The 23,921-nt window shown below is 72.9% G+C and carries 25 protein-coding genes; 8 read left to right on the forward strand and 17 right to left on the reverse strand.

Translation table 11 applies throughout. The features are described from left to right. Positions 1-23: 23 nt before the first annotated feature. Positions 24-842: an alpha/beta fold hydrolase gene (locus ACFVTR_RS09100; RefSeq protein ID WP_387036661.1), complete on the reverse strand. Its 819-nt coding sequence runs from the start codon at positions 840-842 to the stop codon at positions 24-26. A 191-nt stretch (positions 843-1,033) separates the two neighbouring features. Here ACFVTR_RS09100 and helR point away from each other — a divergent pair, with 191 nt between their 5' ends. Continuing rightward, on the forward strand, positions 1,034-3,235 hold the full coding sequence (gene helR / locus ACFVTR_RS09105) for an RNA polymerase recycling motor ATPase HelR (RefSeq protein WP_387036663.1): 2,202 nt from the start codon (positions 1,034-1,036) through the stop codon (positions 3,233-3,235). A 3-nt stretch (positions 3,236-3,238) separates the two neighbouring features. Here helR and ACFVTR_RS09110 read toward each other — a convergent pair whose 3' ends face one another. Further along, on the reverse strand, positions 3,239-3,745 hold the full coding sequence (locus ACFVTR_RS09110; protein WP_387036665.1) for an O-acetyl-ADP-ribose deacetylase: 507 nt from the start codon (positions 3,743-3,745) through the stop codon (positions 3,239-3,241). A 110-nt stretch (positions 3,746-3,855) separates the two neighbouring features. On the opposite strand from ACFVTR_RS09110, the gene rlmN reads away from it, so the two are divergent. Continuing rightward, positions 3,856-5,085, forward strand: coding sequence for a 23S rRNA (adenine(2503)-C(2))-methyltransferase RlmN (gene rlmN, locus ACFVTR_RS09115; RefSeq protein WP_376944719.1), 1,230 nt, complete (start codon positions 3,856-3,858; stop codon positions 5,083-5,085). A 3-nt stretch (positions 5,086-5,088) separates the two neighbouring features. Here the strand turns inward: rlmN and ACFVTR_RS09120 are convergent, their stop codons facing one another. From ACFVTR_RS09120 to fdxA, 6 genes are all read right to left on the reverse strand, one after another. Further along, positions 5,089-5,916, reverse strand: coding sequence for an NTP transferase domain-containing protein (locus ACFVTR_RS09120; RefSeq protein ID WP_387036668.1), 828 nt, complete (start codon positions 5,914-5,916; stop codon positions 5,089-5,091). Then, positions 5,913-7,205 carry a molybdopterin molybdotransferase MoeA gene (locus ACFVTR_RS09125; protein ID WP_387036670.1) on the reverse strand — a complete coding sequence of 431 codons (1,293 nt, stop codon included), beginning with the start codon at positions 7,203-7,205 and terminating at the stop codon, positions 5,913-5,915. Before ACFVTR_RS09125 ends, ACFVTR_RS09120 begins: the two co-directional genes overlap by 4 nt. 68 nt (positions 7,206-7,273) lie before the next feature. Then, positions 7,274-7,420: a hypothetical protein gene (locus tag ACFVTR_RS09130; protein WP_387036672.1), complete on the reverse strand. Its 147-nt coding sequence runs from the start codon at positions 7,418-7,420 to the stop codon at positions 7,274-7,276. A gap of 2 nt (positions 7,421-7,422) precedes the next feature. Beyond that, positions 7,423-8,055, reverse strand: a complete 633-nt coding sequence (locus ACFVTR_RS09135; RefSeq protein WP_376944727.1) for a superoxide dismutase — start codon at positions 8,053-8,055, stop codon at positions 7,423-7,425. Positions 8,056-8,109: 54 nt separating this feature from the next. Then, on the reverse strand, positions 8,110-8,604 hold the full coding sequence (locus ACFVTR_RS09140; RefSeq protein WP_376945828.1) for a flavin reductase family protein: 495 nt from the start codon (positions 8,602-8,604) through the stop codon (positions 8,110-8,112). Positions 8,605-8,648: 44 nt separating this feature from the next. Continuing rightward, positions 8,649-8,996 carry a ferredoxin gene (gene fdxA, locus ACFVTR_RS09145; protein ID WP_387036674.1) on the reverse strand — a complete coding sequence of 116 codons (348 nt, stop codon included), beginning with the start codon at positions 8,994-8,996 and terminating at the stop codon, positions 8,649-8,651. Positions 8,997-9,077: 81 nt separating this feature from the next. Here fdxA and soxR point away from each other — a divergent pair, with 81 nt between their 5' ends. After that, positions 9,078-9,650, forward strand: coding sequence for a redox-sensitive transcriptional activator SoxR (gene soxR / locus ACFVTR_RS09150; protein ID WP_387036677.1), 573 nt, complete (start codon positions 9,078-9,080; stop codon positions 9,648-9,650). 3 nt (positions 9,651-9,653) lie between these two features. On the opposite strand, the gene ACFVTR_RS09155 is transcribed toward soxR, so the two are convergent. From ACFVTR_RS09155 to ACFVTR_RS09180, 6 genes are read right to left on the reverse strand one after another with little or no spacing between them, the layout of a single operon-like run. Beyond that, positions 9,654-11,165, reverse strand: a complete 1,512-nt coding sequence (locus ACFVTR_RS09155; protein WP_387036679.1) for a PucR family transcriptional regulator — start codon at positions 11,163-11,165, stop codon at positions 9,654-9,656. Then, on the reverse strand, positions 11,162-12,199 hold the full coding sequence (locus ACFVTR_RS09160) for a DUF917 family protein (RefSeq protein WP_387036681.1): 1,038 nt from the start codon (positions 12,197-12,199) through the stop codon (positions 11,162-11,164). The genes ACFVTR_RS09155 and ACFVTR_RS09160 overlap by 4 nt, the downstream gene beginning before the upstream one ends. Before the next feature lie 9 nt (positions 12,200-12,208). After that, on the reverse strand, positions 12,209-13,324 hold the full coding sequence (locus tag ACFVTR_RS09165; protein WP_387036683.1) for a DUF917 domain-containing protein: 1,116 nt from the start codon (positions 13,322-13,324) through the stop codon (positions 12,209-12,211). Continuing rightward, entirely contained in the window at positions 13,321-14,412 is a 1,092-nt protein-coding gene (locus ACFVTR_RS09170; protein ID WP_387036685.1) for a DUF917 domain-containing protein, read from the reverse strand. The genes ACFVTR_RS09165 and ACFVTR_RS09170 overlap by 4 nt, the downstream gene beginning before the upstream one ends. 1 nt (position 14,413) lies before the next feature. Further along, positions 14,414-15,961, reverse strand: a complete 1,548-nt coding sequence (locus ACFVTR_RS09175) for a hydantoinase/oxoprolinase N-terminal domain-containing protein (protein ID WP_387036688.1) — start codon at positions 15,959-15,961, stop codon at positions 14,414-14,416. Positions 15,962-16,010: 49 nt separating this feature from the next. Next, positions 16,011-17,348, reverse strand: coding sequence for a purine-cytosine permease family protein (locus ACFVTR_RS09180; protein ID WP_387036690.1), 1,338 nt, complete (start codon positions 17,346-17,348; stop codon positions 16,011-16,013). Positions 17,349-17,740: 392 nt separating this feature from the next. Between ACFVTR_RS09180 and ACFVTR_RS09185 the strand changes: the two genes are divergently transcribed. Next, entirely contained in the window at positions 17,741-18,601 is an 861-nt protein-coding gene (locus tag ACFVTR_RS09185) for a hypothetical protein (protein ID WP_387036692.1), read from the forward strand. Between the two features lie 82 nt (positions 18,602-18,683). Here the strand turns inward: ACFVTR_RS09185 and msrA are convergent, their stop codons facing one another. Next, the gene (gene msrA, locus ACFVTR_RS09190) at positions 18,684-19,205 is read right to left on the reverse strand and encodes a peptide-methionine (S)-S-oxide reductase MsrA (RefSeq protein ID WP_387036694.1); all 522 of its coding nucleotides are present in this window, start codon (positions 19,203-19,205) and stop codon (positions 18,684-18,686) included. A gap of 96 nt (positions 19,206-19,301) precedes the next feature. On the opposite strand from msrA, the gene ACFVTR_RS09195 reads away from it, so the two are divergent. The 4 genes from ACFVTR_RS09195 (at position 19,302) to ligD (ending at position 22,246) form a co-directional block, all read left to right on the forward strand. Beyond that, a complete protein-coding gene (locus tag ACFVTR_RS09195; RefSeq protein ID WP_387036696.1) occupies positions 19,302-20,219 on the forward strand; it encodes a YihY/virulence factor BrkB family protein in 918 nt (305 codons plus the stop codon). Positions 20,220-20,285: 66 nt separating this feature from the next. Beyond that, on the forward strand, positions 20,286-20,783 hold the full coding sequence (locus ACFVTR_RS09200) for a nitroreductase family deazaflavin-dependent oxidoreductase (RefSeq protein ID WP_387036698.1): 498 nt from the start codon (positions 20,286-20,288) through the stop codon (positions 20,781-20,783). A gap of 94 nt (positions 20,784-20,877) precedes the next feature. Then, complete coding sequence (locus ACFVTR_RS09205) at positions 20,878-21,156, forward strand: DUF2277 domain-containing protein (RefSeq protein ID WP_387036701.1); 279 nt, start codon at positions 20,878-20,880, stop codon at positions 21,154-21,156. A 52-nt stretch (positions 21,157-21,208) separates the two neighbouring features. Further along, positions 21,209-22,246: a non-homologous end-joining DNA ligase gene (gene ligD / locus ACFVTR_RS09210; protein WP_387036703.1), complete on the forward strand. Its 1,038-nt coding sequence runs from the start codon at positions 21,209-21,211 to the stop codon at positions 22,244-22,246. On the opposite strand, the gene ACFVTR_RS09215 is transcribed toward ligD, so the two are convergent. Together ACFVTR_RS09215 and ACFVTR_RS09220 are read right to left on the reverse strand one after the other, a co-directional pair. Further along, a complete protein-coding gene (locus ACFVTR_RS09215; protein ID WP_387036704.1) occupies positions 22,235-23,065 on the reverse strand; it encodes an isocitrate lyase/phosphoenolpyruvate mutase family protein in 831 nt (276 codons plus the stop codon). The two genes, ligD and ACFVTR_RS09215, sit on opposite strands and share 12 nt — an antisense overlap. Further along, the gene (locus ACFVTR_RS09220; RefSeq protein ID WP_387036706.1) at positions 23,059-23,874 is read right to left on the reverse strand and encodes a hypothetical protein; all 816 of its coding nucleotides are present in this window, start codon (positions 23,872-23,874) and stop codon (positions 23,059-23,061) included. The genes ACFVTR_RS09215 and ACFVTR_RS09220 overlap by 7 nt, the downstream gene beginning before the upstream one ends. Positions 23,875-23,921: the final 47 nt, after the last annotated feature.

Below are 23,921 nucleotides of genomic sequence, written 5' to 3' on the forward strand. Positions count from 1 at the left end.
GGCCCGCCCGGGCGGCGCTGAACTCAGGTGCCGCCCGACGGCGCGCGCGGCACCCCATCGAGGAATCGGCGGAGCGCCGCGTTCACCGCGTCAGGAGTGTCGAGCGTGACCACATGCCCGGCGCCGTCGATCACGACCTCGTCGATCGCTTCGGCGTCGGCCCAGCGGGGCATCGCCGTGGCGATGTTGCCCGTGCGGTCGGCCGCCCCGCGGAGCAGGAGGAGCGGGAGCGGCGTGCGGTACCCGGGATCGGGCTCGACGAACTCGGCCGTCGCCCGCCAGACTGCGATGAACTCCGCCTTGGACTGCTCGGCGAACACCCCGGCGAGCTCGGCGCGAGCGGCCGGCGTGACCGCCGAGGCATCCGCCATCATGCGTGGCAGCGTTCGCGCCGGGACGAGCTGCAGCAGCGGCGCTGCGGAGCGCAGTGCGAGCCGCTCGAGGCGCGTGAGCGGACCGGCGTTCCAGGTCGAGTCGAGCACCGCGAGCGCCGCCCAGCGCTCGGGCGCACGGCGCACGAGCCGCTGCGCGAGGTTGCCGCCGAGCGAATGCCCGACCAGCGTGGGCCGCTGCAGGCCGAGGTGCGCTACGAGCGACTCGACGTCGCTCGTGAGCAGTTCGGCGGTGAGCTGCGCCGTGTTCGGGCGCGAGGCGCCGTGTCCGCGGAGGTCGACGAGCACGACCCGGTACCCGGCTCCGACCAGGGCATCGCGCTGCGCCGCGAACATCGAGCGGTCGGCCCCGGCGCCGTGCAGGAAGACCACCGGTTCGCCGTCACCGTCCGAGTCGGCGTAGTGCAGGGCGACGCCGCGCAGGGCGAGTTCCGCGTCGAGGTTCGGCATCATCCGAATCTACGGCGCATCGGCACCCGGATGGCCCCGCCGCACGAGCCAGCACGCGTCGAACGCCTGCCCGGACATGCGAAAGGCGGGAACCCCTCCCGCCACTTCCATGATATCGCGGGGTGGGGGGCTTGCGGCAAGGGCCCCCGACGGGCGCAGAATTGACGCTTCCGTCGACTGGAGCTGATCGTTTGACCCCACTGCGCACCACCGCCTTCGCCCTGCCCGAGCGCCTCGCCGCGAAGGCGGAGCCCGCGTTGATCGCCGCCGACGAGCGGCACTTCGCGGCGATCGCCGCGAGCCTCGACGGCCAGATCACCGAGCTGACGACCCGCCTCGACGAGCAGCGCAGGGCGCGGGGCGTCGGCGGGCAGGCGGCGCTCGAGCGCGACCTCGAGATCCACCGGCTCACCGCCCGGCTGCGGCTGCTGCGCCGCTTCGGGCTCGACCTCTGCCTCGGCCGCATGGTCGCCGCGCCCGAGACCGACGCCGAGGGCGGCGCGAACGGCGACGGGATCGTCTACATCGGCCGCGTCGGCCTGAGCGATGGCGACGGCGAACCGCTGCTCATCGACTGGCGCGCCCCCGCCGCGGAGCCGTTCTTCGGGGCCACCCACGCCGACCCGATGGGGATAGTCAGCCGGCGGCGATATCGCTGGACCCGTGGCCGCATCACCGACTACTGGGACGAGGTGTTCACGGCCGACGCCGTCGACGGCGGCGTCGCGCTCGACGACCAGTCGGCGTTCATCGCGAGCCTCGGCTCGAGCCGTTCGCCGCGCATGCGCGACGTGTTGGGCACCATCCAGGCGGACCAGGACGCGATCATCCGCGCGGGTTCCCGCGGTGCCCTCGTCGTGGACGGGGGACCGGGCACCGGCAAGACGGTCGTCGCCCTGCACCGCGCCGCGTACCTGCTCTACTCCGATCGTCGGCTCGACGCACGACGTGGCGGCGTGCTGTTCGTCGGCCCGAGCCACGCCTACATGGCCTACGTCGACGACGTGCTGCCGAGCCTCGGCGAGGACGGGGTGCAGATGGCGACCCTCCGCGACCTCGTCGACGAGGGAGCCGATGCGCGCCCCGAGCCCGACCCGGCCGTCGCCCGGTTGAAGGCCTCGACCGAGCTCGTCGACGCCGTCGAGCGGGCGGTGGCGGCGTACGAGAACCCGCCGCGCGACGAGCTCCTCGTCGAGACCTCCTCGGGCGAGCTCCTGCTGGGCCCGGCCGACTGGGTCGAGGCCTTCGAGTCGCCCGAACCCGGCACGCCCCACAACGACGCCCGCGAGGAGGTGTGGGAGGCGCTGCTCGCGATCCTCATCGACCAGCACGATGACGACGAGGTCCCTCCCGGGCTGTTGCGCCGCGCCCTCGAGCAGCACGAGGAGCTCGTCAGCACCTTCAACCGGGCCTGGCCGCTGCTCGACCCGGCCGGCGTCGTCGCGGACCTCTGGTCCGTGCCCGCCTACCTGGGACGGTGTGCGCCCGGGCTCGCCCCCGACGACCTCGCGACGCTGCAGCGGGCCGACGCGCGCGCGTGGACGAGCGCCGACCTGCCGATGCTCGATGCCGCGCGTCGCCGCATCGGCGACCCGCAGGCGACCCGGCGCCGCCGTCGGCAGCGACTGGAGGCCGCCGCCGAGCAGGAGCAGCGCGAACGGGTCAGGGAGGAACTCGTCGCCGCCGACGACTCGGAGATGGCGATCATGTCGATGCTCGGCGGACAGGACTTCCGCAACACCCTCGCCGAGGAGATCACGGCTCCGCGCACCGACCCCGAACTGCTGGCCGGACCCTTCGCCCACGTCATCGTCGACGAGGCGCAGGAGCTCAGCGACGCCGAATGGACGATGCTGCTCGCCCGCTGCCCCTCGCGCAGCTTCACGATCGTCGGCGACCGCGCCCAGGCCAGGCACGGCTTCGCCGAGTCGTGGCAGGAGCGGCTCGCCCGCATCGGCCTCGTGAACACCAGTATCGCGACGCTCGGCATCAACTACCGAACGCCCGAGGAGGTCATGGCGGTGGCCGAGCCAGTGATCCGGGTGGCGCTGCCCGACGCGAACGTGCCGACCTCGATCAGGAGCAGCGGCGTGCCGGTTCGACACGGTGCGAGGGCCTGGTTGCCCGAGATCCTCGACGCGTGGCTCGCCGAGCACGCCGAGGGCACCGCCTGCGTCATCGGCGATCCCGAATTCGCCGGAACCGCGCGGGTCCGCTCGCTCACGCCCGAGCTCTCCAAGGGCCTCGAGTTCGACCTCGTCGTGCTCGTCGACCCCGAGCGCTTCGGCGAGGACGACCGCGCGGGCGGCGCCGACGGCGTCGAGGGCGCCGTCGACCGCTACGTCGCGATGACGCGCGCGACCCGGGAGCTCGTCATCCTCACGAGCGACTGAGCCCTACGCGCCGGCGCGCAGGGCCGCCTCGACCTCGGCGAAGATCGCCGCGTCGCGCGCGACGATCGCGGCCTGCTCGACGCGCGTGTCGGCATCCCGGATCGTCTCGATCGCGACCGCGATCGCGTCGTGCAGCGGCCACCCGTACACCCCGGCGCTCACGAGCGGGAAGGCGATGCTCCGCACGCCGAGCTCGTCGGCGACCGCAAGCGATCGCCGGTAGCAGGAGACGAGGAGCGAGCGGTCGCGCTCGCCGGCGGCGTAGTTCGGTCCGACGGTGTGGATGACCCAGGTGGCGGGCAGCTCGCCCGACACCGTCCAGCCGGCGTCGCCGGTCGCGAGGCCGTAGGGGAATCGGGCGACGCAGTCGTCGAGGATCGCGGGGCCGCCCGCACGGTGGATCGCGCCGTCGACGCCGCCCCCGCCGCGCATGGCGTTGTTCGCGGCGTTGACGATCGCGTCGACGCGCTGCTCGGTCAGGTCGCCGTGGACGGCGATGACATCGGCCATGCCTCAAGTGTGGCACCCGTGCCCCCATTCGACCGGGAGGTTGGGGCCCTCCGTCCCGGTCCGTACGCGGCATCCGGCATTCACACGGCCGGGCCGCGTACCCTTGCAAGGTGACGAACTCGACCGATCAGACCGCCGCCGACGCGGTGCGCCGCACCAAACCCCGCCAGGTCCGCCCCGCGACCGAGGGCTGGGAGCAGAAGAAGGGCCCCGACGGCCGGCCGATGCTGCAGTTCGCCTCGCCGAAGCGCGGCAAGCCGCCCGTGCACCTCGCCGACATCGCGCCCGCCGACCGGAAGGCGCACGTCGCCGAGCTCGGGTTCCCCGGCTATCGAGCCGCGCAGCTCGCCACCCACTACTTCGTGCACCACACGAACGACGCCGCCGAGATGAGCGACCTGCCCGCGGCCTCCCGCGACGGGCTCGTCGCGGCGGTGCTGCCGCCGCTCCTCACCGAGGTGCGCCGCTTCGCGACCGACAACGGCGACACGATCAAGTTCCTCTGGAAGCTGCACGACGGCGCCCTCGTCGAGTCGGTGCTCATGCGCTACCCGGGCCGCATCACGCTCTGCGTCTCGAGCCAGGCGGGCTGCGGCATGAACTGCCCGTTCTGCGCGACCGGACAGGCGGGCCTCACCCGCAACATGTCGGCGGCCGAGATCATCGAGCAGGTCGTCATGGCGAACGCGGCACTCGCCCGCGGCGAGCTCGGCGGGCGCAAGAAGGGCGACCACACGCCCGACCGCGTCTCGAACATCGTGTTCATGGGCATGGGGGAGCCGCTCGCGAACTACGCCCGGCTGATGTCGGCCGTGCGCACGATGCTCGCCCCCGCGCCCGACGGGCTCGGCATGTCGGCCCGCGGCATCACGGTGTCGACCGTCGGCCTCGTGCCCGCGATCAAGAAGCTCGCCGACGAGGACATTCCGGTCACCTTCGCGCTCAGCCTGCACGCGCCCGACGACCAGCTGCGCGACGAGCTCATCCCGGTGAACTCGCGGTGGAAGGTCGACGAGGCGCTCGACGCCGCCCGCGCCTACTTCGACAAGACCGGGCGTCGCGTGTCGATCGAGTACGCGCTCATCAAGGACATGAACGACCACGGCTGGCGCGCCGACCTGCTCGCCGAGAAGCTCAACGAGCGCGGCCACGGCTGGGTGCACGTGAACCCGATCCCGCTGAACCCGACGCCCGGTTCGATCTGGACCGCGTCCGAGAAGGACGTGCAGCAGGAGTTCGTGCGCCGCCTCGAGGCGGCCGGCATCCCGACCACCATCCGCGACACCCGCGGCAAGGAGATCGACGGGGCCTGCGGGCAGCTCGCCGCCGCCGATGGCTGACCGTCAGCCGGTGCGGTCTGCGATCGCCCGGCGCGTCGCCGCGGCGGCGTCGGCCGGGCTCATGCCGCTCGCGACGGCGAGGCCGATGAGGTAGGTCGTGAGCGGCCCGGCCGGACGGGTGACGCCGTGCGCCGCCTCGCGGGTGAGATCGAGCAGCAGCGCCGTCGGCACGTCGGGCTCGCCGAGCCCCAGTTCCGCGGCGAGGTCGGCGACCCAGGTGTCGAGCCCTTCGGGGGTGTCGGTCATGCTCCGATAGTGCTCGATGGCCGCCCAGGTATCAAGGTCGAGCGCGGCGCCGTCGGGGTCGGGAAGGGTCTCGATCCGCAGCGGGGCGAGGAGCGCGCGCATCGAGGCGCCGTCGACCGTCGGGAGCGCGGCGGCCGCGTCGCGCAGCGCGGCGACCCGGTAGCGCCCGGCGAGCCATTGGGTGCGCCCCTCGGCGTCGACGAGGGCGAGGCCGTCGACACCGCCCGCCAGCGGCCGGTCGGCCAGGAGTTCGACGATTCGCGCGGCGCGCGGCAGGTCGCAGGCGAGCAGCCACACCTCGTCGACGGATGCCTCGAGCACGCCGAGTGCCGCCGCGATCGCGGCGACGGGGCCGCCGAAGGGCGGGTCCTCCCGCACCAGTTCGATGCCCGGGCGCGCGAGCGCCGGCGGACCCACGACGACGAGCCGCGGGCAGCCCTCGAGTGCGGCCAGCACGTGGTCGACGAGCGCACGGCCGTCGACCACGACCGAGGCCTTGTCGGCGCCGCCGAGCCGCGAGGCCCTGCCGCCCGCGAGCACGATCGCCGCCCGCGGGCTGCTCGCCTCGCTGGGCCCGTCGTTCATCCGCACAGGATCACCTCGACGAGGTCGCCGGTCTCGACCCGCTCGACCTCGGGTGGCACGATGGCGAACGCGGTCGCCTCGGCGAGCGAGCGCACCCGGTGCGAGCCGCCCGCACGGCCGGCGACCGGGGCGACGCCGTGCGCCTCGGCCACGACCGGCACCACCTGGGTGCGACCGGCGGGCGACGCCCACCCGGTGACGGCGGGCAGCCGGAAGCGCGCTCGCTCGGGCTGGGCGTGCCCCGCCATCGCGCGCAGGGCCGGGCGCACGATCAGCTCGAGCGAGACGGCGACGGCGACGGGGTTGCCGGGCAGGCAGAAGACGGGGGTTCCGCCGATCATCCCGAAGCCCTGATGACGGCCGGGCTGCATCGCGACCGCGTCGAACCGCACCGAACCGTCCGCGCCGAGCACCGCGCGCACGGGGTCGAAGGCGCCGACCGCGGCCCCGCCGGTGAGCACCACGGCATCCACACCGAGCCGCTCGCCGTCGAGTGCGGTCGCCGCGTCGCCGAGCCGCTCACCGTCGAGTGCGGTCGCATCGCCGAGCGTCCGCTCGACCTCGACCCTGAGCGCGTCCTCGTCGTCGGGCACGACGGTCGCGCTCAGCACGGCAGCACCGGCGGCGCGCAGGGCCGCCGTCACGAGCACCGAGTTCGACTCGGGGACCTGACCGCGCCTGGGGTCGGCTCCGGGCGCCACCAGCTCGGAACCCGTCGAGAGCACGGCGACCCGGGGCATCCGCCTGGCGACGACGTGGTCGTGTCCGGCGGAGGCGATCGCGGCGAGCTGCCACGGGCCGAGTTCACGGCCCGCCACGACCGCGGGGTCGCCGACCGAGGCATCCTCACCGGCCCTGCGGACGTTCGCGCCGACGAGCGGTGCGCGCGTGATCGTCACCCACGCGGGCGGTGCGCTGCCCGGCAGCGCTCCGGCGAGCCCGAGCTCGGTGTGCTCGAGGGGCACGACGGTGTCGGCCTGCGACGGCATCGGGGCGCCCGTCATGATGCGGACGGCCTCGCCGGGCGCGAGCGGCGGGTCGTCGGCGGAGCCGGCGGCGACGTCGGCGACGACCCTGAGCCTGGCACCCGCCTGCGCGTCGGCGGCGCGCACCGCGTACCCGTCCATCGCCGAGTTGTCGAACAGCGGAATCGGCCACCGCGTGACGACCGTCTCGGCGAGCACGGCGCCGAGCGCCTCGTCGAGCGGCAGGCGCACCGTCTCGAGCACCGGCAGTCGCGACGCGACGTGCTCGCGGTACTCGTCGAGGTCGAGTGCGGCGGCGCTCACCGCGCGGGTGCTTCCGACGGGCGGGACATGCTCCCACGCTAGCGCCAGGGCCGCCCGCGCGGGGCGACTCAGCGCTGCAGGGCGGCGATCACCGCGCCGAGCGCCACGAGGGCGATGATCGCGACGAGGCCCCAACGGCGGATCTGCACCGCCAGGAGGGCGTGCGAGAGGCGCCGACGCGGACGCCGGCGCCTCTTCGCACGCTCAGTGGACATACTCAGACGATACCGGGCACGATCAGGCCGCTCGTGGCCGTGCGGGCGCGCTCGAAGCGGGCGGCGACGTCGGCCCAGTTCACGACCTCCCAGAACGCCTTCACGTAGTCGGCGCGGACGTTCTTGTAGTCGAGGTAGTAGGCGTGCTCCCACACGTCGAGCTGCAGCAGCGGGGTGACGCCCAGGGGCGCGTTGCCCTGCTGGTCGAAGAGCTGGAACACGACCGGGCGTGCGCCCACGGAATCCCACGCGAGCACCGACCAGCCGGAGCCCTGCACGCCGAGGGCGGTCGCACCGAAGTGCGCGCGGAACGCGTCGAGCGAGCCGAAGGCGTCCTCCAGGGCGGCCGCGAGCTCGCCCTCGGGGGCGCCGCCGCCGTCGGGCGACATGTTCTGCCAGAAGACGCTGTGGTTGATGTGGCCGCCGAGGTTGAACGCGAGGTCCTTCTCGAGCTTGTTCACGTTCGCCAGGTTGCCCGTCGCCCGCGCCTCGGCGAGCTGCTCGAGCGCGGTGTTCGCGCCCGTCACGTACGCCTGGTGGTGCTTCGAGTGGTGCAGCTCCATGATGGTCGCCGAGATGTGCGGGGCGAGCGCCGCGTAGTCGTACGGCAGGTCGGGCAGGGTGTACGTCGACATGAGAGTCGTCTCCTTTTCGCGGGATGGCCGCGCGCGGGTGCACGCGGCCGTGATTCAGAGTTCGGATGCCCCGGGGTCGAGGCTGAGGAAGCGGCGGTCGTGGTAGACGAGCGGGGGAGCGGCCGGGCCGGGGATCACTTCGAGCACCTCGGCGACCACGAGGGTCGAGCTGCCGACCGGCACGAGCTGCAGCGCGCGGCAGCGGAACGCCGCCCGGGCGTCAGCGAGCACGGGCTCGCCCGTCGGCAGTCGGGTCCACCCCTGCTCGGGCGTGAAGCGCGGCGCGCCCGAGCGGGCGAACGCCCGCGCCACGTCGACCTGGTGGTCGGCGAGGAGCTGCACGACGAAGGTGTCCGCACCGAGCAGCGCACCCGCAGACCCCGTCGCACGGGTCACCGAGAACGAGAGCACGGGCGGGTCGGCCGCGACCGACGCGAGACTCGATGCGGTGAGGCCGACGGGGCCCGTCGCGCTCGCCGCGGAGACGAGGGCGACCCCGGCCGGATGCACGCGGAACGCGGCCTTGAAGTCGTCGCCCCGCGCGGCGATCGCGGGATCGACCGGTTCGGTGAGCGCGGTGTGCCGGGCGGGGTTCACTCGTGCCCGCCCTGCGGCGCCAGTGCGGCGACGATCGGGTGGTCGTAGGGCAACGGTCCCGTCTTCGCGGCGCCGCCCGGCGAACCGAGGGGTGCGCGGCCGTCGACCGAGATCTCGAAGAACTCGACGTTGGCCTTGTAGTAGTCGGCCCACTCGCCGGGCAGGTCGTCCTCGTAGTAGATCGCCTCGACGGGGCAGACGGGTTCGCAGGCGCCGCAGTCGACGCACTCGTCGGGGTGGATGTAGAGCGACCGCTCACCCTCGTAGATGCAGTCGACGGGGCATTCGTCGATGCACGCCTTGTCCTTGAGGTCGACGCAGGGGAGGGCGATCACGTAGGTCACAGGATCACTCCGGGGATGGAACGCATGCGACCAGCCTAAAACCTCAAGTAGCCTTGAAGTCCAATCGAGGGGAATCACGGCATGGCGGAGCACGAGGTGAGGGGCGAGGTCGAGGCATCCGCCGCGCTCGCCGAAGACGCGACCGGGTCGATCGACGCGGTCGATCCCGCCGATCCCGTCCACCCGAAGCACGCGCCCGACGAGCTCCTCACCGTCGGCGAGATGAGCCGGCGGACGGGCGTCGCGCCCTCGGCGCTGCGCTTCTACGAGGAGCTCGGCCTCATCGCCTCCCGGCGCACGGCCGGCAACCAGCGCCGCTACCCGCGGCACATGCTGCGCCGGGTCTCGCTCGTCGTCGTCGCGAAGCGCCTCGGGATCCCGCTCGGCGACGTCCAGCAGGCCTTCGAGCACGTCCCGCTCGATCGCACGCCGAGCCACGAGGACTGGCAGCGGGCCTCCCGAAGGTGGAAGCGACGGCTCGAGGAGCGTCGCCTCGGCATCGAACGGCTCGAACGCGAGCTCACGGGCTGCATCGGCTGCGGATGCCTCTCGATGAAGGCCTGCGGCCTCCTCAACCCCGACGACGCCCTGGGCGACGACGGCGCCGGCCCGCGACGGCTGGACGTGCCCGAGGGCGATCACGAGCAGCCCTGACGGTCAGGAACCCACCGCGCGGCAGGCGAGGTGCAGGGCGAGACGGACCTCGGGGTCGCCCATGTCGACGCCGAGCAGCTCCTGCACGCGCTGAATGCGCATCGACACCGTGTTGCGGTGCAGGCCCAGCGCCGCCGCGGTCGGCGCGATGCCCGACTCGTGGTCGAGGTAGCTCGACAGCGTGGCCAGCAGCTCGCCCCCGGCCCCCTCGAGCGGGGCCAGCAGCGACCGCGCGGCGGGCACGAAGGTGTCGTTGCCCGTCCAGGCGAGCAGGAGCTGCTCGAGGCCGAGGCCGTCGACGCGGACGAACCAGCCCGTCGCCGAGCGGTTGACGGCGATCCGTGCGGCATCCGCCGCCTCGCTCAGCGAGACCGTGAGCCCGGCCGCGCCGCTCTCGAGGGAGCCGACGCCCGTCGCGACGTTGAAGCCGCGGCGGACCGCGGCGTGCAGCTCGCGGAGGGCCGCGACGTGCGTCTCGATCTGCGACGGCGTCGGCGCCTCGGTGAAGCTCAGCCAGCCGCTCACGCCGCGCCCCGTCGTGGTGGCGTGCGAGTCGCCGGCGATGCGGCCGAGCTCGCCGGTGACCGTGCGCAGCAGCTGGAACGGCTCCACTCGGGACCGGCCCACCATGCGGAACGCCAGGTGGTAGCCGCTCGTGCGCCAGCCGCGTTCGAGCATTCGCCGCTCGACGTCCGCGTCGGGGGCGCCCCGCAGGTCGACGAAGTCGCGCAGCACCCCCGAGGAGACCGCGACGTCGTTGACGGCGGCGACCTCGTCGATCATGATGCGCGCGGCCACCGCGGGCATCGCCACCTCGGCGGCGACGCCGAGCGCACCCAGTTGGGGATCGCTCAGGCCGTCGCCGAAGAACGCGACCCGGAGACCCGCCCGGCTCGGGCTGTCGACCCGCACCGAGGCCGCGGTGCCGCGGCCCGCACGGGCGAGGTCGACCCACGGCGCGAAGTCGATCGCCGCGTGCACCTCGGGGCGGAGCGAGCCGCCCGCCTCGAGCAGCACCCCCTCGGAATCGATGAGCGCGATGCCGTGGCCCACGCTCGAGGAGAGGTGCCGCAGCAGGTCGGGAAGGCCCTCGGCGTGGTACTCGATCGACTGCGCGACCTTGCGCACGTAGCCGAGCGTGAGCGCGTCGCGCGCCTCGAGCAGCTGCCAGCAGGCCTTGGCCAGCGCGACCGGGCGGTCGACGTGGAGCAGCACGAGGCCGATCCGCTCGGCGAGCCGGATCGTGCCGGCGCCGAAGCGCTCGGCGTCGATGACCGCGAGGGCGACGTACCCGCGATCGTGCACGCGCCGCACCAGCGCGTCCTGCTGCCACGGCGTCGTCGCGGGCGCCGCCGTCAGGATCGCGATCCGGTCGGTGCCGTCGGGCGAAAGCTCCGACTCGAGGGACTCGATGTCGACGCCGTGCCACTCGCGATCCTCGTCGCCGGCGACGACCCGCACGCCGCCGGCGCCGGGATGCGCGAGGAGCGCGGACATGCGCAGTCGTTCGCTCATCGCGCCCCGTCCAGTTCGGCGAGGCCGTAGACCGAGGGCATGACGCGCGCGAGCCGCTCGGGGGAGGCATGCCACCACTCGGGTGCCGGCAGTTCGAGCACGGCCACGTTGCGGGCGAGCATCAGGTCGGTGACCTCGAGGATGTCGCGGGAGAGCGCGTCGAGCACGACGATGATCGCCGGGGCCGACGATTCGAGGCGGCCGTCGGAGACGAAGGCCAGCGACTCCGACCTCGTGATCACCCGCTGCACCTCGCCGCCGAGCCCCGCGATCTCGACCGAGTTCACGTGCGGGTCACGGGCATCGGCGTCGACGGCGGTGATCCGCCCCTCGCCGAGCACCCGGCCGCCGAGGCTCGCGGCGAGCTGCTCGAGCGGAGCCGACACGGCCGCCTGGAACGCGAGCCCGAGCTCGAGCGCGCGCCGCGTGCCGCCGAGCACCGAGTGCTCGACGAGGTCGCCGACCATGAACCCGGCGAAGACCGTGCCGCCCGCACCGCCGGCCTGGATCGTCGCCGAGCGGATGACCCGTTCGAGGTCGACGGCGCGATCGGTCTGCACGAGTGCGACGCCGCCGGCGCCCGTGTCGCACGCGGCGACGATGCCGGGCACGCGATCGACGAGCAGCGACATCTGGTCGAGGCCGGGCACCGCGCGCCCGGTGAGATCGGCGTCGACGACGACGCGCTCGTCGGCGAGGGCGAGGGGCGTGAGCCCGTTGAGGCCCCCGCCCTCGAGCGAGCACACCGCCGGCACCCGCACACCGAGCCACCGTTCGACCGCTGCGACGAGCGGGGCGAACGGCGCCTCACCCGGCAGCCGCTCGCCGAGCAGCATGGTCGACCCCACGAAGGCCGCACCGAGGCAGGGCGTGCTCGGGTCGAGCTCGTCGACGTCGTGCAGCGTGATCGGCCAGCGCTCGGGCGCGGCCAGCGCCAGCTCGAGCATCGTCGTGGTGCCGCCCCCACCCGAGCCGAGCAGCGCGAACCCCCGCGCGAGCGCGGGCAGCTGCGCCAGCTCGAGGGTCGTCGCCATGCCCCAAGCCTAGGCTCGGGCGGCGCCGACCCGCTCGGCCTCGACGGGGACGAAGGGCTCGTCGAGGCCGAAGGCCGCGGGGCCGAACGCGGCCAGCGCCTCCGGCGTCCGCATCATCCCCGGCGTCGAGATGCCGAGCACGCGCACGCGCTGGCCGTAGCGCAGTCCCTCGGTCGTGATGGGCTCGGCCGTCTCGTGGTCGACGACGCAGATGAGGTCGGGGACGATGGCGACGACCTCGCCGCCGCGCCGCGCGATGAGGTTCTCGTTCTGGAAGGAGATCTCGAACACCTCGTCGTCGGCCGGGTCGAGCGGCGAGATCAGGGCGCGCCCCTTGGCGAAGCCCTCGGTCGTTCGCCGTTCGACGTCGGTCACCTTGCCGACGAAGAGCTCGCGCACCTCCGAGTACAGCGTCGGGGCGAGGGTCGCCGCGATCGCGTCGAACGGCGAGCGGTGCTCCTCCCGGGCGAGCCGGATGCTCCGTCCGAGCGCCAGCGCCATCGAGATGGTGCGCGGCACCGCGGTGCGCTTCACGTCGGCGCCGCTCATCGCGTACTCGGCGATGTGCCCGACGCCGCCGAGGCGGATCGTGATGCCCCGGGCGAGCCATTCCATCTGCCGGTCGTCGTCACCGGTGTCGATGATGACCTGCTCGCCGCGTTCGCCCGCGAGCGCCAGGGGCGAGCCGTGCACCCCGTAGACCGCGAAGGTCTCCATCGACAGCTCGGGGAACGCGCGGCCCATGCCGTCGGCGTCGACCACAGGGAGCCCCGTCTCGGCGGCGACCACGAGCGGGATCATCGAGTTGATGCCGCCGCACTCGATCGGCATCGTGGCATCCGCCCGCCGGCCGAGGTGCTCCTCGAGCGTGCGCAGCGCGAGGCTCGGCTCGGTGCCCGCCGGGATCTTCTCGACCATGACGGTCGGGGCGCCCATCTGCGCGGTCGGGATCACGAAGAGGTCGTCCGCGAGCTCGTCGGGGTCGAGGATTGTGATCGCGCCGTCGCCGAGCACCCGTTCGACGAGCATCTTGCCGATGTAGGGGTCGCCGCCGCCGCCCGTGCCGAGCAGGGTCGCCCCGCGCGCGAGGTCGGGCAGGTCGGCGGCCGTCAGCTGCCAGCTCACGCCGCCGCCTCCTCGATCGCGTCGACGCTGCCGTCGAAGCGGTGGGCAGGCAGCTCGTAGCCGAAGTACCCGGGACCGACCATGGCGAGCGCCTCGGCCGAGTGCCAGCGCTCGTCGCTGGGCGCGCTGATCACCCGCACGCGCTGGCCGTAGCGCAGCGCCTCGGTGGTGATGGGCTCGCCCGTGTCGTGCTCGAGCACCATGATGAGGTCGGGCGTCGTCGCCAGCGCGCGTCCGTCGAGCTCGGCGATCAGGTGCTCGTTCTGGAACGAGAGCTCGAGCGAGGCATCCGCCCCGTCGATGCGCGCCCGGCCGCGGGCGAAACCGGTCGTCGTCGCCCGTTGCACGTCGACGACCTTGCCGGCGAAGAGCTCGCGCCCGCCGAGGAGGGCGACGACCGCGTCGACGGGGTCGACCTTCTCGTCGCGGGCCGACGCGATCGTGCGGCCGATCTCCACGCAGAGCGAGAGGGAGTCGGGGACGAGCGCCTCGCGGGCCTGCACGCCCGACATCGAGAATCCCGAGATCATCACCGAGCAGCCCATCTCGACGCAGGCGACGCGCGCGATCCGCTCCGTCCACCCGTTGTCGACCGTGTGCAGCACGCCGACGTTGCCCTTCTCGTCGCTGAAGGCGAGCGGCGAGGCGGTGATGCCGGAGAGGGTGGGCAGCACCATCTGCAGCTCGGGGAACGCCCGGCCCATGCCGTCGGCATCGAGGAGCGGGAGCCCGAGCGCTGCGGCGGCGGCGATCGGGATCGTCGAGTTCACCCCGCCGACCTCGGCGCAGGCGATGTGCGTCACCGGCCGGCGGAGGTACGCGCCGAGCGCGTGCACGGGTGCGGTGACCTCGTCGAGGCTCGGGAGCTTCTCGACCATGACGGTCGGCGCCCCCATCATCGCGACGGTGAGCACGACCGCGTCGTCGGGCAGCTCGTCGAGCCCGACGACCGTGACGTCGCCGTGGGCGCGCAACGCCTGCGTCGCGAGGAGTGCGCCGATGTAGGGGTCGCCGCCGCCGCCGGTGCCGAGCACGGCGGCGCCGCGCGCGAGGCCGGGGATGTCCCCGGCGGTGATCGTCCAGCTCATCTCACGCCCCCATGTCGAGGTCGCCGACCGCCTTGACGCGGATGCGCGTGGCGTTGCCGGGGAGGTACGGGATCGGCACCTCGTCGAAGTCGACGATCGAGACCGTGCGCGGGGCGGCGCCGGCGGCGACCGCCTTGTCGATCGCCTCGGCGCGCACCTCGGCGATGGCCTGCTCGCGGCGACCGGGCTCGATCGCGTAGACCTTGTCGATCTCGCCGCCGACCTGGGCGATCGAGGCGCCGATCGCGTTCGCGACGGCGTAGTTCTCGGGCCGGTGGACGGTGCCGAAGAGCATGAGCTCGTCGGGCAGCAGGATCGAGCCGCCGCCGACGGCGGCGACCGCGATCGGCTCGGGGGAGGTGCGCATCCGATCGACCGCCTCGGCGACCCGCTCGGCGATGCGCGCGAGCACTCGCTCGATGAGCGCCGGGTCGAGATGGGCGACCTTCGCCGGATCGCCGACCTCGGCCCGGCCTGCGGCGACCGCGATGTCGGTCGCCGTGAGCGTCGAGCCGCCGAACACGAGCGCCTCGCTCGTGAGTCGGTAGCCCACCGACTCGGGGCCGACCTCTCCGGTCTCGACGTCGACGATGCTGCCGCCGCCGATGCCGAGCGAGAGCACGTCGGGCATGCGGAAGTTCGTGCGGATTCCCGCGACCTTCACCTCGTTCGCCGTCTCGCGGGGGAAGCCGTTGATCAGCAGGCCGATGTCGGCGGTGGTGCCGCCGACATCGACGACCGCGCAGGTCGCGAGGCCGCTGGTGACCGCGGCACCGCGCATCGAGTTCGTCGGCCCCGAGGCGAAGGTGGCGACGGGGTAGAGGCGCACGTAGTCCTCGTCCATCAGGGTGCCGTCGTTCTGGCTGAGGAAGATCGGCGCCTCGATGCCCTGCTTGCGCACGGCGGCGGTGAGGCCGTCCACGATCTCCGAGGCGAGCTCGCGGAGCGCCGCGTTGATGATGGTGGCGTTCTCGCGCTCGAGCAGGCCGATGCGGCCGATCTCGTGCGACAGCGAGATCGCCACGTCAGGACCGAGCTCCTCGGCGAGGATGCGCCCCGCCTCGACCTCCAGGTCGTGGTTGACCGGGCTGAACACGGAGGAGATCGCGACCGAGCGGATGCCGTTCGCCTTCATGTCCGCGGCATGCCCGCGGAGCTCCTCGGGGTCGAGCGGGGAGATCGGGCGTCCGTCGAACTCGTAGCCGCCGTGCGCGAGGTAGCTCTTGGCGCTGATCGCCTCGGTGAGCGGTTCGGGCCAGTCGACGAGGGGCGGCAGCGCCTTCGTGGCTGGGAGGCCCAGCCGCAGCGCGGCGGTCGGCGCGAGCCGCTTGGCCTGGACGAGCGCGTTGATGAAGTGGGTCGTGCCGATCATCACGGCGTCGATGTCGGCGCCGGCGAAGTCGTGGCCCGATCGCAGGTCCTCGATCGCCTGGACGATCCCGCTCGTGACGTCGGGGGTGGTGGAGTGCTTGACGCCCGCGAGTACTCGCGTGCCGTCCATGAGCACTGCGTCGGTGTTGGTGCCGCCGACGTCGATGCCGATATGCATGGTTCTCGCTTTCTGGGTGGTGCGTGCGATGCGGAGGAGAAGGAGGTCGTCAGACGGTGAGCTGCTCGACGGGAGCCTCGTCCTGCTGGGTGCGGGCGGTGCCGATGCCCTTCACCCAGCCGAGCCGGCCGGCGATGATGTAGAGCACCATCGACACGATGAGCGAGAGCACCGGCGGGATGCCCCAGGTGACGAAGTAGCCGACGAGGGCGGAGACGAGCCAGATCACGATCGTCGCGGGGACGATGCGCGGTGCCGTCGAGGGCAGGCGACCCGACTCGCGCGTCTCGTCGAGCTCGCCGCGCCAGCGCTTGACCACGAAGTACTCGGCGACCATGATGCCCGCGATCGGCGGGAACGCGACGCCCAGGATGATGAGGAACTCGGTGAACTGGCCGAGGATGCCGACGGCCGCGAGCACGGAGCCGACGACGCCGAGCACGATCGTGGTGGTGACGCGGTGCAGGTTCTTGTTGAACGCCGTGGAGATGAAGTTCACGAGGCCGAGGGTCGACGAGTAGAGGTTCCAGTCGTTGATCTTCAGGGTGCCGGTGATGACGATGATGAGCCCGACGAAGCCGATCGAGGAGGTCACGATCGCGACGATGTTGCCGGATGCCGCGGCGTGGGCCAGCAGGACGCCGGCGAGGCCGATGACGAACTCGCCGAGGGAGACACCGACCACGGTCTGCTTGATGACGTCCGCCTTCGAGCGGTTGAAGCGCGTCATGTCGGCCGTGATGATCGCGCCGACGATGAGGCCGCCGGCGACGATGCCGGTGCCCTGCCAGACGGTCATGGTCGGTCCGGGGGCGGGTCCCGTGAGGAGCTCGACGAGGTCGTGGTTCGCGAGCTCGCTGATCACCGACCAGCCGACGAGGATGAGGAAGAGCGGCACCGTGATGTTCGCGAGCCACTGCATGCCCTTGAACCCGAAGGCCACGATCGCGGTCACGGCGAGGCCGAAGATGAGGCTCCACGCCCACGTGGGCATCACGCCCGGCATCAGGACGTCGAGCGACTCCGCCGAGATTGCGCTCTGGATGCCGAACCAGCCGATGAGGCTGATGCCGATCGCGAGGCCGACGAGCGAGGCGCCGATCTCGCCGAAGCCGGTCCACCGGGCGAGGAGTGCGGTGTTGAGGCCCTCCTTCTGTCCGATGATGCCGACGATGCACATGATCACCTCGAGGATGATCGAGCCGAGGAGGAGCGCCAGTGCCGCCTCCCCGAACGTCATGCTGTAGCCGAGCGTCGCGCCGAGGAGGAACTGGGAGAGTGCGGAGACCTGCCCGAATCGCTGCACTGCGATGCCGAACCAGGGTTTCTGCGCCGATGGGGTGACACGGGAGAGAGCGAAGTCGTCTGCGTGAGCCATGCGAGCCATGAGGGTCCTTCTGCGTGGGGGAGGGTTTCCGCTCACGGTAGTCAGGGGCCTCGGCCGCGCCAATGTGCAGATTGCATCAATCGCGCGACGAATGCAGCACTCTGCACAATTCTCGCCCGGATTCGTCGGTCGAGGAGCGTCGGCGGAAGGGCTCACATCGGGTGCCCGATCGTCCAGATGCGGCACGTCGTTCGGATGACTTTCACAGGAAGAAGTGAGGTTCCGTCCAGAACCTCTCGGCAGACTGGCCACTTCGCCCGGGCGCCCCCGCGTCCGAGGAACGTCGACCGAAGGCCAGCCCGTGTCCGCGCAGGCAGGCCGCCCATGTGAAAGTCATGCAGAACCAGTCTTCTTCTTCGAACACCCCCGACCTCCCCACCCCCGAATCCGGCATGAGCCGCCGTGAGCGCCGAGTGCGCCGCCGCTGGCGCCGGGGCCCGATCATCGCCGCCGGGGCCGTCGTCGCCGTCGGCGCCCTGGTCGGCTCGGGCTTCGCCGTGCAGTCGGCCGTGGCCGCGCAGAACGACAGCATCGCCGCGACGGCCGAGCTCAGCGCCGCCACCGACCTGCGCGTCGAGCAGCTCGGCTCCCACGCCAACATCCTCGAGGCGCGCGCGGTCAAGACCGCCGAAGACACCTTGAGCGGCGCCCAGGACACCCTCTCCGCCGCCAAGGGCAAGGCCGACGCCACCGCGCTGGCCTCGTCGGTCGCCGCGCTCGCCGACTACCGCCTGCTCGCGCCGGAGCGGGTCTTCGAACTCGCCGAGACGACCGTCGCGCACACCACCACGGTGAAGAAGGCCATCGCCACCGCCGACCGCGTCGAGGCCGAGAAGAAGGCCGCCGCCGAGGCCGCCGCCCGTGCCGCCGCCGAGGCCGCCGCAGCCGAAGCGGCCGCCGAGGAGTCGGAGTCGTCGGGCGGCGGGTCGCGTCCGAGCGGCCCCGCCAACCCGAGCGGCGCGCAGGCGATCGCCCGCGACATGCTCGCGGCCCGCGGCTGGGGCGACGACCAGTTCGGATGCCTCGTGTCCCTCTGGGACCGTGAGTCCGGCTGGAACGTCTACGCCGAGAACCCCTCGAGCGGCGCCTACGGCATCCCGCAGGCACTGCCCGGCTCGAAGATGGGCTCGGCCGGTGCCGACTGGGCGACGAACGCCGCCACGCAGATCGCCTGGGGCCTCGGCTACATCTCCGACCGCTACGGCAGCCCGTGCGGCGCGTGGGACCACTCGGAGGCGAACGGCTGGTACTGACCCGCATCGCGGAGACCCGCTGACGCACGAAAGGGCCGCGGCAGACTCACGTCTGCCGCGGCCCTTCGGCGTATCGGTGGGACTACGCCACGGTCTCCGCGTCGCGCTTCGGAAGCTTCCAGCCGGGGCGCACGAAGTGGCACGTGTACCCGTTCGGGTAGCGCTCGAGGTAGTCCTGATGCTCGGGCTCGGCCTCCCAGAACGGCCCGGCGGGCGACACCTCGGTGGTCGCCGGCCCCGGCCAGAGCCCGGAGGCGTCGACGTCGGCGATCGTGTCGCGCGCGACGCGGTCCTGCTCCTCGTTCGTCGGGAAGATCGCCGAACGGTAGCTCGTGCCGATGTCGTTGCCCTGGCGGTTCTTCGTCGACGGATCGTGGATCTGGAAGAAGAACTCGAGCAGCTCGCGGTAGCTCACCGTCTCGGGGTCGAACACGATCTCGATCGCCTCGGCGTGCGTGCCGTGATTGCGGTAGGTCGCGTTCGGCACGTCGCCGCCGGTGTAGCCCACGCGGGTGTCGAGCACTCCGGGGCGCTTGCGGATCAGATCCTCCACACCCCAGAAGCACCCGCCGGCGAGGATGGCGGTCTCGGTACGTTCGCTCATGGTCTCTCCTGGTCTCTCCGGCCGCGTCCGCGGCCATCATCTGCAACAACGGCGGGGTGGCCGCTGTTCCGCAGCACTCGCTAGCCTGACATAGTGATGGCGCGAGAGTCCGGTTCATTCTGGCAGGCGGTGGTCCGCCGGGGCGAACGCGTCTGGCAATGGGCACTCCGGCTCACGCCGGTGCAGGCGATCGTCCGGTACTTCAGCCTCCACGGCCCGATGCTCGCCGACAGCGTGACCTACCGTGCGTTGTTCTCCGTGTTCGCGGGCGTCTTCCTCGGATTCGCCGTCGCGGGGGTCTGGCTCGCCGGTCGGCCCGAGGCCATCGAGGCGCTCGTCGAGGCCCTCGACGCGGTGATCCCCGGGCTCGTGGGCGAAGACGGCCTGATCACCCCCGACCAGCTCGTACAGCCCGTGACGTTGAGCGTCGCAAGCGTCCTCGCGCTCGGCGGCCTCGTCGGCGCGGCGATCGGCGCGATCGGGTCGCTCCGGGTCGCGTTCCGCGAGCTCGCCGAGCAGCCCGACGATCCGAGGTTCTTCGGCTGGCTGATGTTCCGCGACTTCGTGTTCGCGATCGCCTTCGGCGCCGCGTTCGCCGTCTCGGCGATCATCATGGTGGCCAGCACCGCGGCCCTCGGCACGATGTTCGACTGGCTGGGGGTCTCGACGAGATCGCCCTGGTTCGATGCGCTCACGCGCACCGTGTCGGTGATGCTGGCGTTCGCCATCGACTCCTGCGCGATCGCGGCGATGTTCCGGCTGCTGTCCGGGATCCGCGTGCGCGCCCGCTCGCTCTGGCGGGGCGCGCTCGTCGGCGGGCTCGGCCTCACCGGCCTCCAAGTGCTCTCGGGCCTGTTCGTCGGGGGAGCGATGGCCAACCCGCTGCTCGCCTCCTTCGCCACGCTCATCGCCCTCCTCATCTGGCTCAACCTCTCGAGTCAGGTCATCCTGATCGCGGGGGCCTACATCGTCGCCGACCACCGCGTCGTCACCGCGCGCGCGGGCGAGTCCTGAGTCGCGGCGTTCGGCGACGCGGTTCGATCTCGACGTCCGAGTCGGCGCCCCTGCAGAATGGGGCGCATGCCGTCCGTGCTCCAGATCGTCCGCTCCGTGGTCTCGCCGATCACCCGCACCCGTGCCTTCCGCTGGGCGGCCCCGTGGCTGCTGCCGCCGATCGAGCGCGTCGTCGCGGCACTGAGCGGCGGCAGGGTGCAGTTGAGCGCCCTGCTCGTGCCGTCGCTCGTCCTGCACACCACGGGCGCGCGATCGGGCGAGCCGCGCGAGACGGCGCTCATGTACACCCCCGACGGCGTCGGGAGGGCCATCGTCGCCGGCACGAGCTTCGCCCGCGACCGCCATCCCGCCTGGACGTACAACCTGCTCGCGGACCCCGACGCCGCGATCACGGTGCGCGGTCGCCGGATGCGGGTCCGGGCGAGCCTCATCGGCGACGACGAGCGCGACACCGCCTGGGCGCGCATCGAGGCGCAGTGGCCGGGCTACCGAGGCTACGAGCGCGAGTCGGGCCGGGTGGTGCGCCTGTTCCGACTGCAGCCGCTCGCCGATCCCCGAAGCTGAGCGACCCTCGGGGCCCCGGTCGCCGAGTCTCGAAGCCCCGGCCCCCGAGTCCCGAAGCTGAGCGAGCCTCGAGAGCAGGGCGTAGGCTCGAGCCATGTGCAGGAACATCCACACCCTTCACAATTTCGAGCCGGCCGCGACCGACGACGAGGTGCACGCCGCCGCGCTGCAGTTCGTCCGCAAGGTGAGCGGTTCGACGAAGCCCTCCAAGGCCAACGCGGAGGCGTTCGACCGGGCCGTCGTCGAGATCGCCCACATCACGAGACACCTGCTCGACGACCTCGTCACACAAGCGCCGCCGAAGGATCGTGAGGTCGAGGCGGCGAAGGCGCGGGCCAGAGCCGCCGTCAGGTACCAGCGCGTGCCCGCCTGAGCGCTGCGCGCGCCTGCTGCGCTCCCCGCCGCGACGGAGTAGCGTCGCAGCCATGGCCGGCGACGCGATCGAGCTCACTGTCCCAGGACCGCACGGCGACCGCACGGTGCGCCTGTCGAGTCCGACGCGCGTGATCTGGCCCGAGGCCGGCGTCACGAAACGCGAACTCGCCGAGTACCTCGTCGCCGTGGGCGACGCCTTCGTCGAGGCGAACGGCGACCGGCCGGTCTCGCTCCAGCGCTTCCCCGGAGGCATCGACGGCGAGCAGTTCTTCTCCAAGAACCCGCCGAAGGGCGCACCCGAGTGGGTGCGATCCGTCACGGTCACCTACCCGAGCGGGCGCCGGCATCCGCAGCTCGTGCTCGATGAGCCCGCCGCCGCGGTCTGGGCGGCGCAGATGAACACGATCGTCTTCCACCCCTGGGCGTCGCGCGCCGACCGCTCGGACCTCCCCGACGAGCTCCGCATCGACCTCGACCCGCAGCCCGGCACCGGCTTCACGGAGGCCGTGCCGGTCGCGCTCGCCCTCCGAGAGCTCCTCGAGGAGGTCGGGCTCACGGGGTACGTCAAGAGCTCGGGGAGTCGCGGCATCCACGTCTTCGCGCCCATCGAGCCCGAGCACGAGTTCCTCGACGTGCGTCACGCGGTGATCGCCCTCGGCCGCGAGCTCGAGCGCCGCCTGCCCGACGAGGTGACGACGAACTGGTGGAAGGAGGAGCGGGGCGACCGCATCTTCATCGACTACAACCAGGCGAACCGCGACCGCACGATGGCGGGGGCCTACAGCCCGCGACCGACGCCCGCGGCGACCGTCTCCTGCCCGCTCGAGTGGAGCGAGCTCGAGCGCACCGATCCCACCGTGCACACCGTCCGCACCGTGCCGGCCCGCCTCGCCGAGCAGGGCGACCCGTGGGCGGGCATGCACGACAAGCCGGGGCGCATCGACACCCTGCTCGAGTGGTGGCGGCGCGACCTCGACGACGGGCTCGGCGAGCTGCCGTTCCCGCCCGACTTCCCGAAGATGCCGGGGGAGCCGATGCGGGTGCAGCCGAGCCGGGCGAAGAAGCCCGACGGCGACTCAGCCGACTGACGGGGCGCCGGTGCCGCCGCCGAGCTCCGCCACCGCCGCGTAGCCGGGGATCGTGAGCGCCGTCGACCCCGGCGGGATGCCTCGGCGGACCTCTTCCAGCACGGATCCGAGCGCGGCGAGCGCCGCCCGGAACAGCAGGGACCCCGTGCTCACCCGGGCGACCCCGAGCTCGCCGAGCGCACGGACGCTGCGGCCGGGCTGCGCGAGCACGTTCAGGGGAGCGGCGACGCCCTCCGCGAGTTCGGCGACGGTGCGGTCGTCGAGGGCGCCCGGCACGAAGATCCCCGAGGCGCCGGCATCGAGGTAGCGTCGTGCCCGCTCGAGGCTCGCCGTCGCCCGTTCCGCGACGGCGCCCGCATCGGCGGGGGCGTCGACCCAGAATCCGTCGGTGCGCGCATTGAGGTACACCCCGGGCGCGGCAGCGGCGACGGCGGCGACCTTCGCGGCGAAGACCGCGGGAGCGACGAACCGGCCGTCGGCGGTCGAGTCCTCGAGGTTCACCCCGACCACGCCGAGGCCGGCGAGCTCGGCGACGAGTTCGGCGACCGCGACGGGATCGTCAGAGAACCCCGACTCCAGGTCGACGGTCACGGTGATCCCCACCGCGGTGAGGCGACGGGCGAGCTCGATCGTCGGGACGAGCGTCGCGCCGGCTCCGTCCTCCTCGCCGGCCGCGACGGCGACGCCGAGGCTCGTCGTCCCGACGACCGCGGCCCCCTGCTCGACGAGCCATCGTGCGGAGGCGAGATCCCAGGCGTTCGGCAGCAGCAGCGGATCGCCCGCGCGGTGCAGCGCCGCGAACCCGGCCGGGCTCAGCACGCCGGCTCCCGGAGCGCGTCGACGACCGCGGCGGCGATCGCGACAGCGTGCGGCGACGCCGGGCAGCGGCGCGGGCCGGCACCGAAGGCGAGCACGCGGGCCGGCGACCCCTCGGTCGCGTCGCGATCGGGGCCGTCGAGTCGGAGCTCGACGAGGGGAGCCGCGCCGTCATCGCCGGGCGTCTCGCCTCCGTTCGTCGGTGCGACGCGGCGGGTGGCGACGACGGGCGGCGCGTGGCGGAGGACGTCGTCGATGAGCTGCCCGGTCGTCGCCTCCGGCGACTCGGCGGCCCGGTGCAGCACCGCGGCGATGAGCCCGCCGGTCGCAGCGTGGGCCTGCACGAGCAGCTGCGCGTCGAGCGCCGCACGGCGTCCCGCCGGAACCGCGCAGAGCAGCCGCTCCGCCGCCGCGTTCACGACGGCGGCGTCCGCGTCGTCGACGACGCCGACCGCGTAGGGCACCGCCACGGTCGCGGCATCCTCGGGGGCGGCGGCGCCGTCGGCGACGCCCAGCGCGGCGGCGAGCGTGAGCACGGGGATGCGGCGCGCGATCTCGGAGGCGTCGCGACCGTCGGCACGGGCCGCCCGCGCCCGCGCTCCCGCGTCGCGGGCGAGTCGCGCGGGATCGAGCTCCGCGAGGCGTGATTCGATCGAGGTGCGGCGCTCGTCGTGCACGGGCCCGTTGACGAACCGGGATGCCCCGCTCCGCAGCCGCTCGAAGGCGTTCGCGCCGGGCTCGGCCTCCGGGACGAGCCAGGCGGGGTCGTGGAGGATTCGCGCGACGTCGGCACGATCGTGGATGACGGACATGCTCCGACGCTACGGCGCCGATCGTTCGTCGGGCGTCGAAGTGTCGT

Origin of the sequence: Agromyces sp. NPDC058126, assembly GCF_042884595.1 — a bacterium.
Classification (GTDB): domain Bacteria; phylum Actinomycetota; class Actinomycetes; order Actinomycetales; family Microbacteriaceae; genus Agromyces.

What these genes read in the sequence shown, in the direction of transcription:
- ACFVTR_RS09170 (WP_387036685.1), bottom strand. Translation starts at nt 14,412, where the DNA reads ATGAGCTGGACGATCACCGCCGGGGACATCCCCGGCCTCGCGCGCGGC.
- ACFVTR_RS09120 (WP_387036668.1), bottom strand. Translation starts at nt 5,916, where the DNA reads ATGAACGACGGGCCCAGCGAGGCGAGCAGCCCGCGGGCGGCGATCGTG.
- ACFVTR_RS09195 (WP_387036696.1), top strand. Translation starts at nt 19,302, where the DNA reads ATGGCGCGAGAGTCCGGTTCATTCTGGCAGGCGGTGGTCCGCCGGGGC.
- ACFVTR_RS09205 (WP_387036701.1), top strand. Translation starts at nt 20,878, where the DNA reads ATGTGCAGGAACATCCACACCCTTCACAATTTCGAGCCGGCCGCGACC.
- ACFVTR_RS09200 (WP_387036698.1), top strand. Translation starts at nt 20,286, where the DNA reads ATGCCGTCCGTGCTCCAGATCGTCCGCTCCGTGGTCTCGCCGATCACC.
- ACFVTR_RS09220 (WP_387036706.1), bottom strand. Translation starts at nt 23,874, where the DNA reads ATGTCCGTCATCCACGATCGTGCCGACGTCGCGCGAATCCTCCACGAC.
- ligD (WP_387036703.1), top strand. Translation starts at nt 21,209, where the DNA reads ATGGCCGGCGACGCGATCGAGCTCACTGTCCCAGGACCGCACGGCGAC.
- ACFVTR_RS09160 (WP_387036681.1), bottom strand. Translation starts at nt 12,199, where the DNA reads ATGGCGACGACCCTCGAGCTGGCGCAGCTGCCCGCGCTCGCGCGGGGG.
- ACFVTR_RS09135 (WP_376944727.1), bottom strand. Translation starts at nt 8,055, where the DNA reads ATGTCGACGTACACCCTGCCCGACCTGCCGTACGACTACGCGGCGCTC.
- ACFVTR_RS09175 (WP_387036688.1), bottom strand. Translation starts at nt 15,961, where the DNA reads ATGCATATCGGCATCGACGTCGGCGGCACCAACACCGACGCAGTGCTC.
- ACFVTR_RS09130 (WP_387036672.1), bottom strand. Translation starts at nt 7,420, where the DNA reads ATGTCCACTGAGCGTGCGAAGAGGCGCCGGCGTCCGCGTCGGCGCCTC.
- ACFVTR_RS09110 (WP_387036665.1), bottom strand. Translation starts at nt 3,745, where the DNA reads ATGGCCGATGTCATCGCCGTCCACGGCGACCTGACCGAGCAGCGCGTC.
- ACFVTR_RS09185 (WP_387036692.1), top strand. Translation starts at nt 17,741, where the DNA reads ATGAGCCGCCGTGAGCGCCGAGTGCGCCGCCGCTGGCGCCGGGGCCCG.
- msrA (WP_387036694.1), bottom strand. Translation starts at nt 19,205, where the DNA reads ATGAGCGAACGTACCGAGACCGCCATCCTCGCCGGCGGGTGCTTCTGG.
- soxR (WP_387036677.1), top strand. Translation starts at nt 9,078, where the DNA reads ATGGCGGAGCACGAGGTGAGGGGCGAGGTCGAGGCATCCGCCGCGCTC.
- ACFVTR_RS09100 (WP_387036661.1), bottom strand. Translation starts at nt 842, where the DNA reads ATGCCGAACCTCGACGCGGAACTCGCCCTGCGCGGCGTCGCCCTGCAC.
- ACFVTR_RS09180 (WP_387036690.1), bottom strand. Translation starts at nt 17,348, where the DNA reads ATGGCTCGCATGGCTCACGCAGACGACTTCGCTCTCTCCCGTGTCACC.
- ACFVTR_RS09155 (WP_387036679.1), bottom strand. Translation starts at nt 11,165, where the DNA reads ATGAGCGAACGACTGCGCATGTCCGCGCTCCTCGCGCATCCCGGCGCC.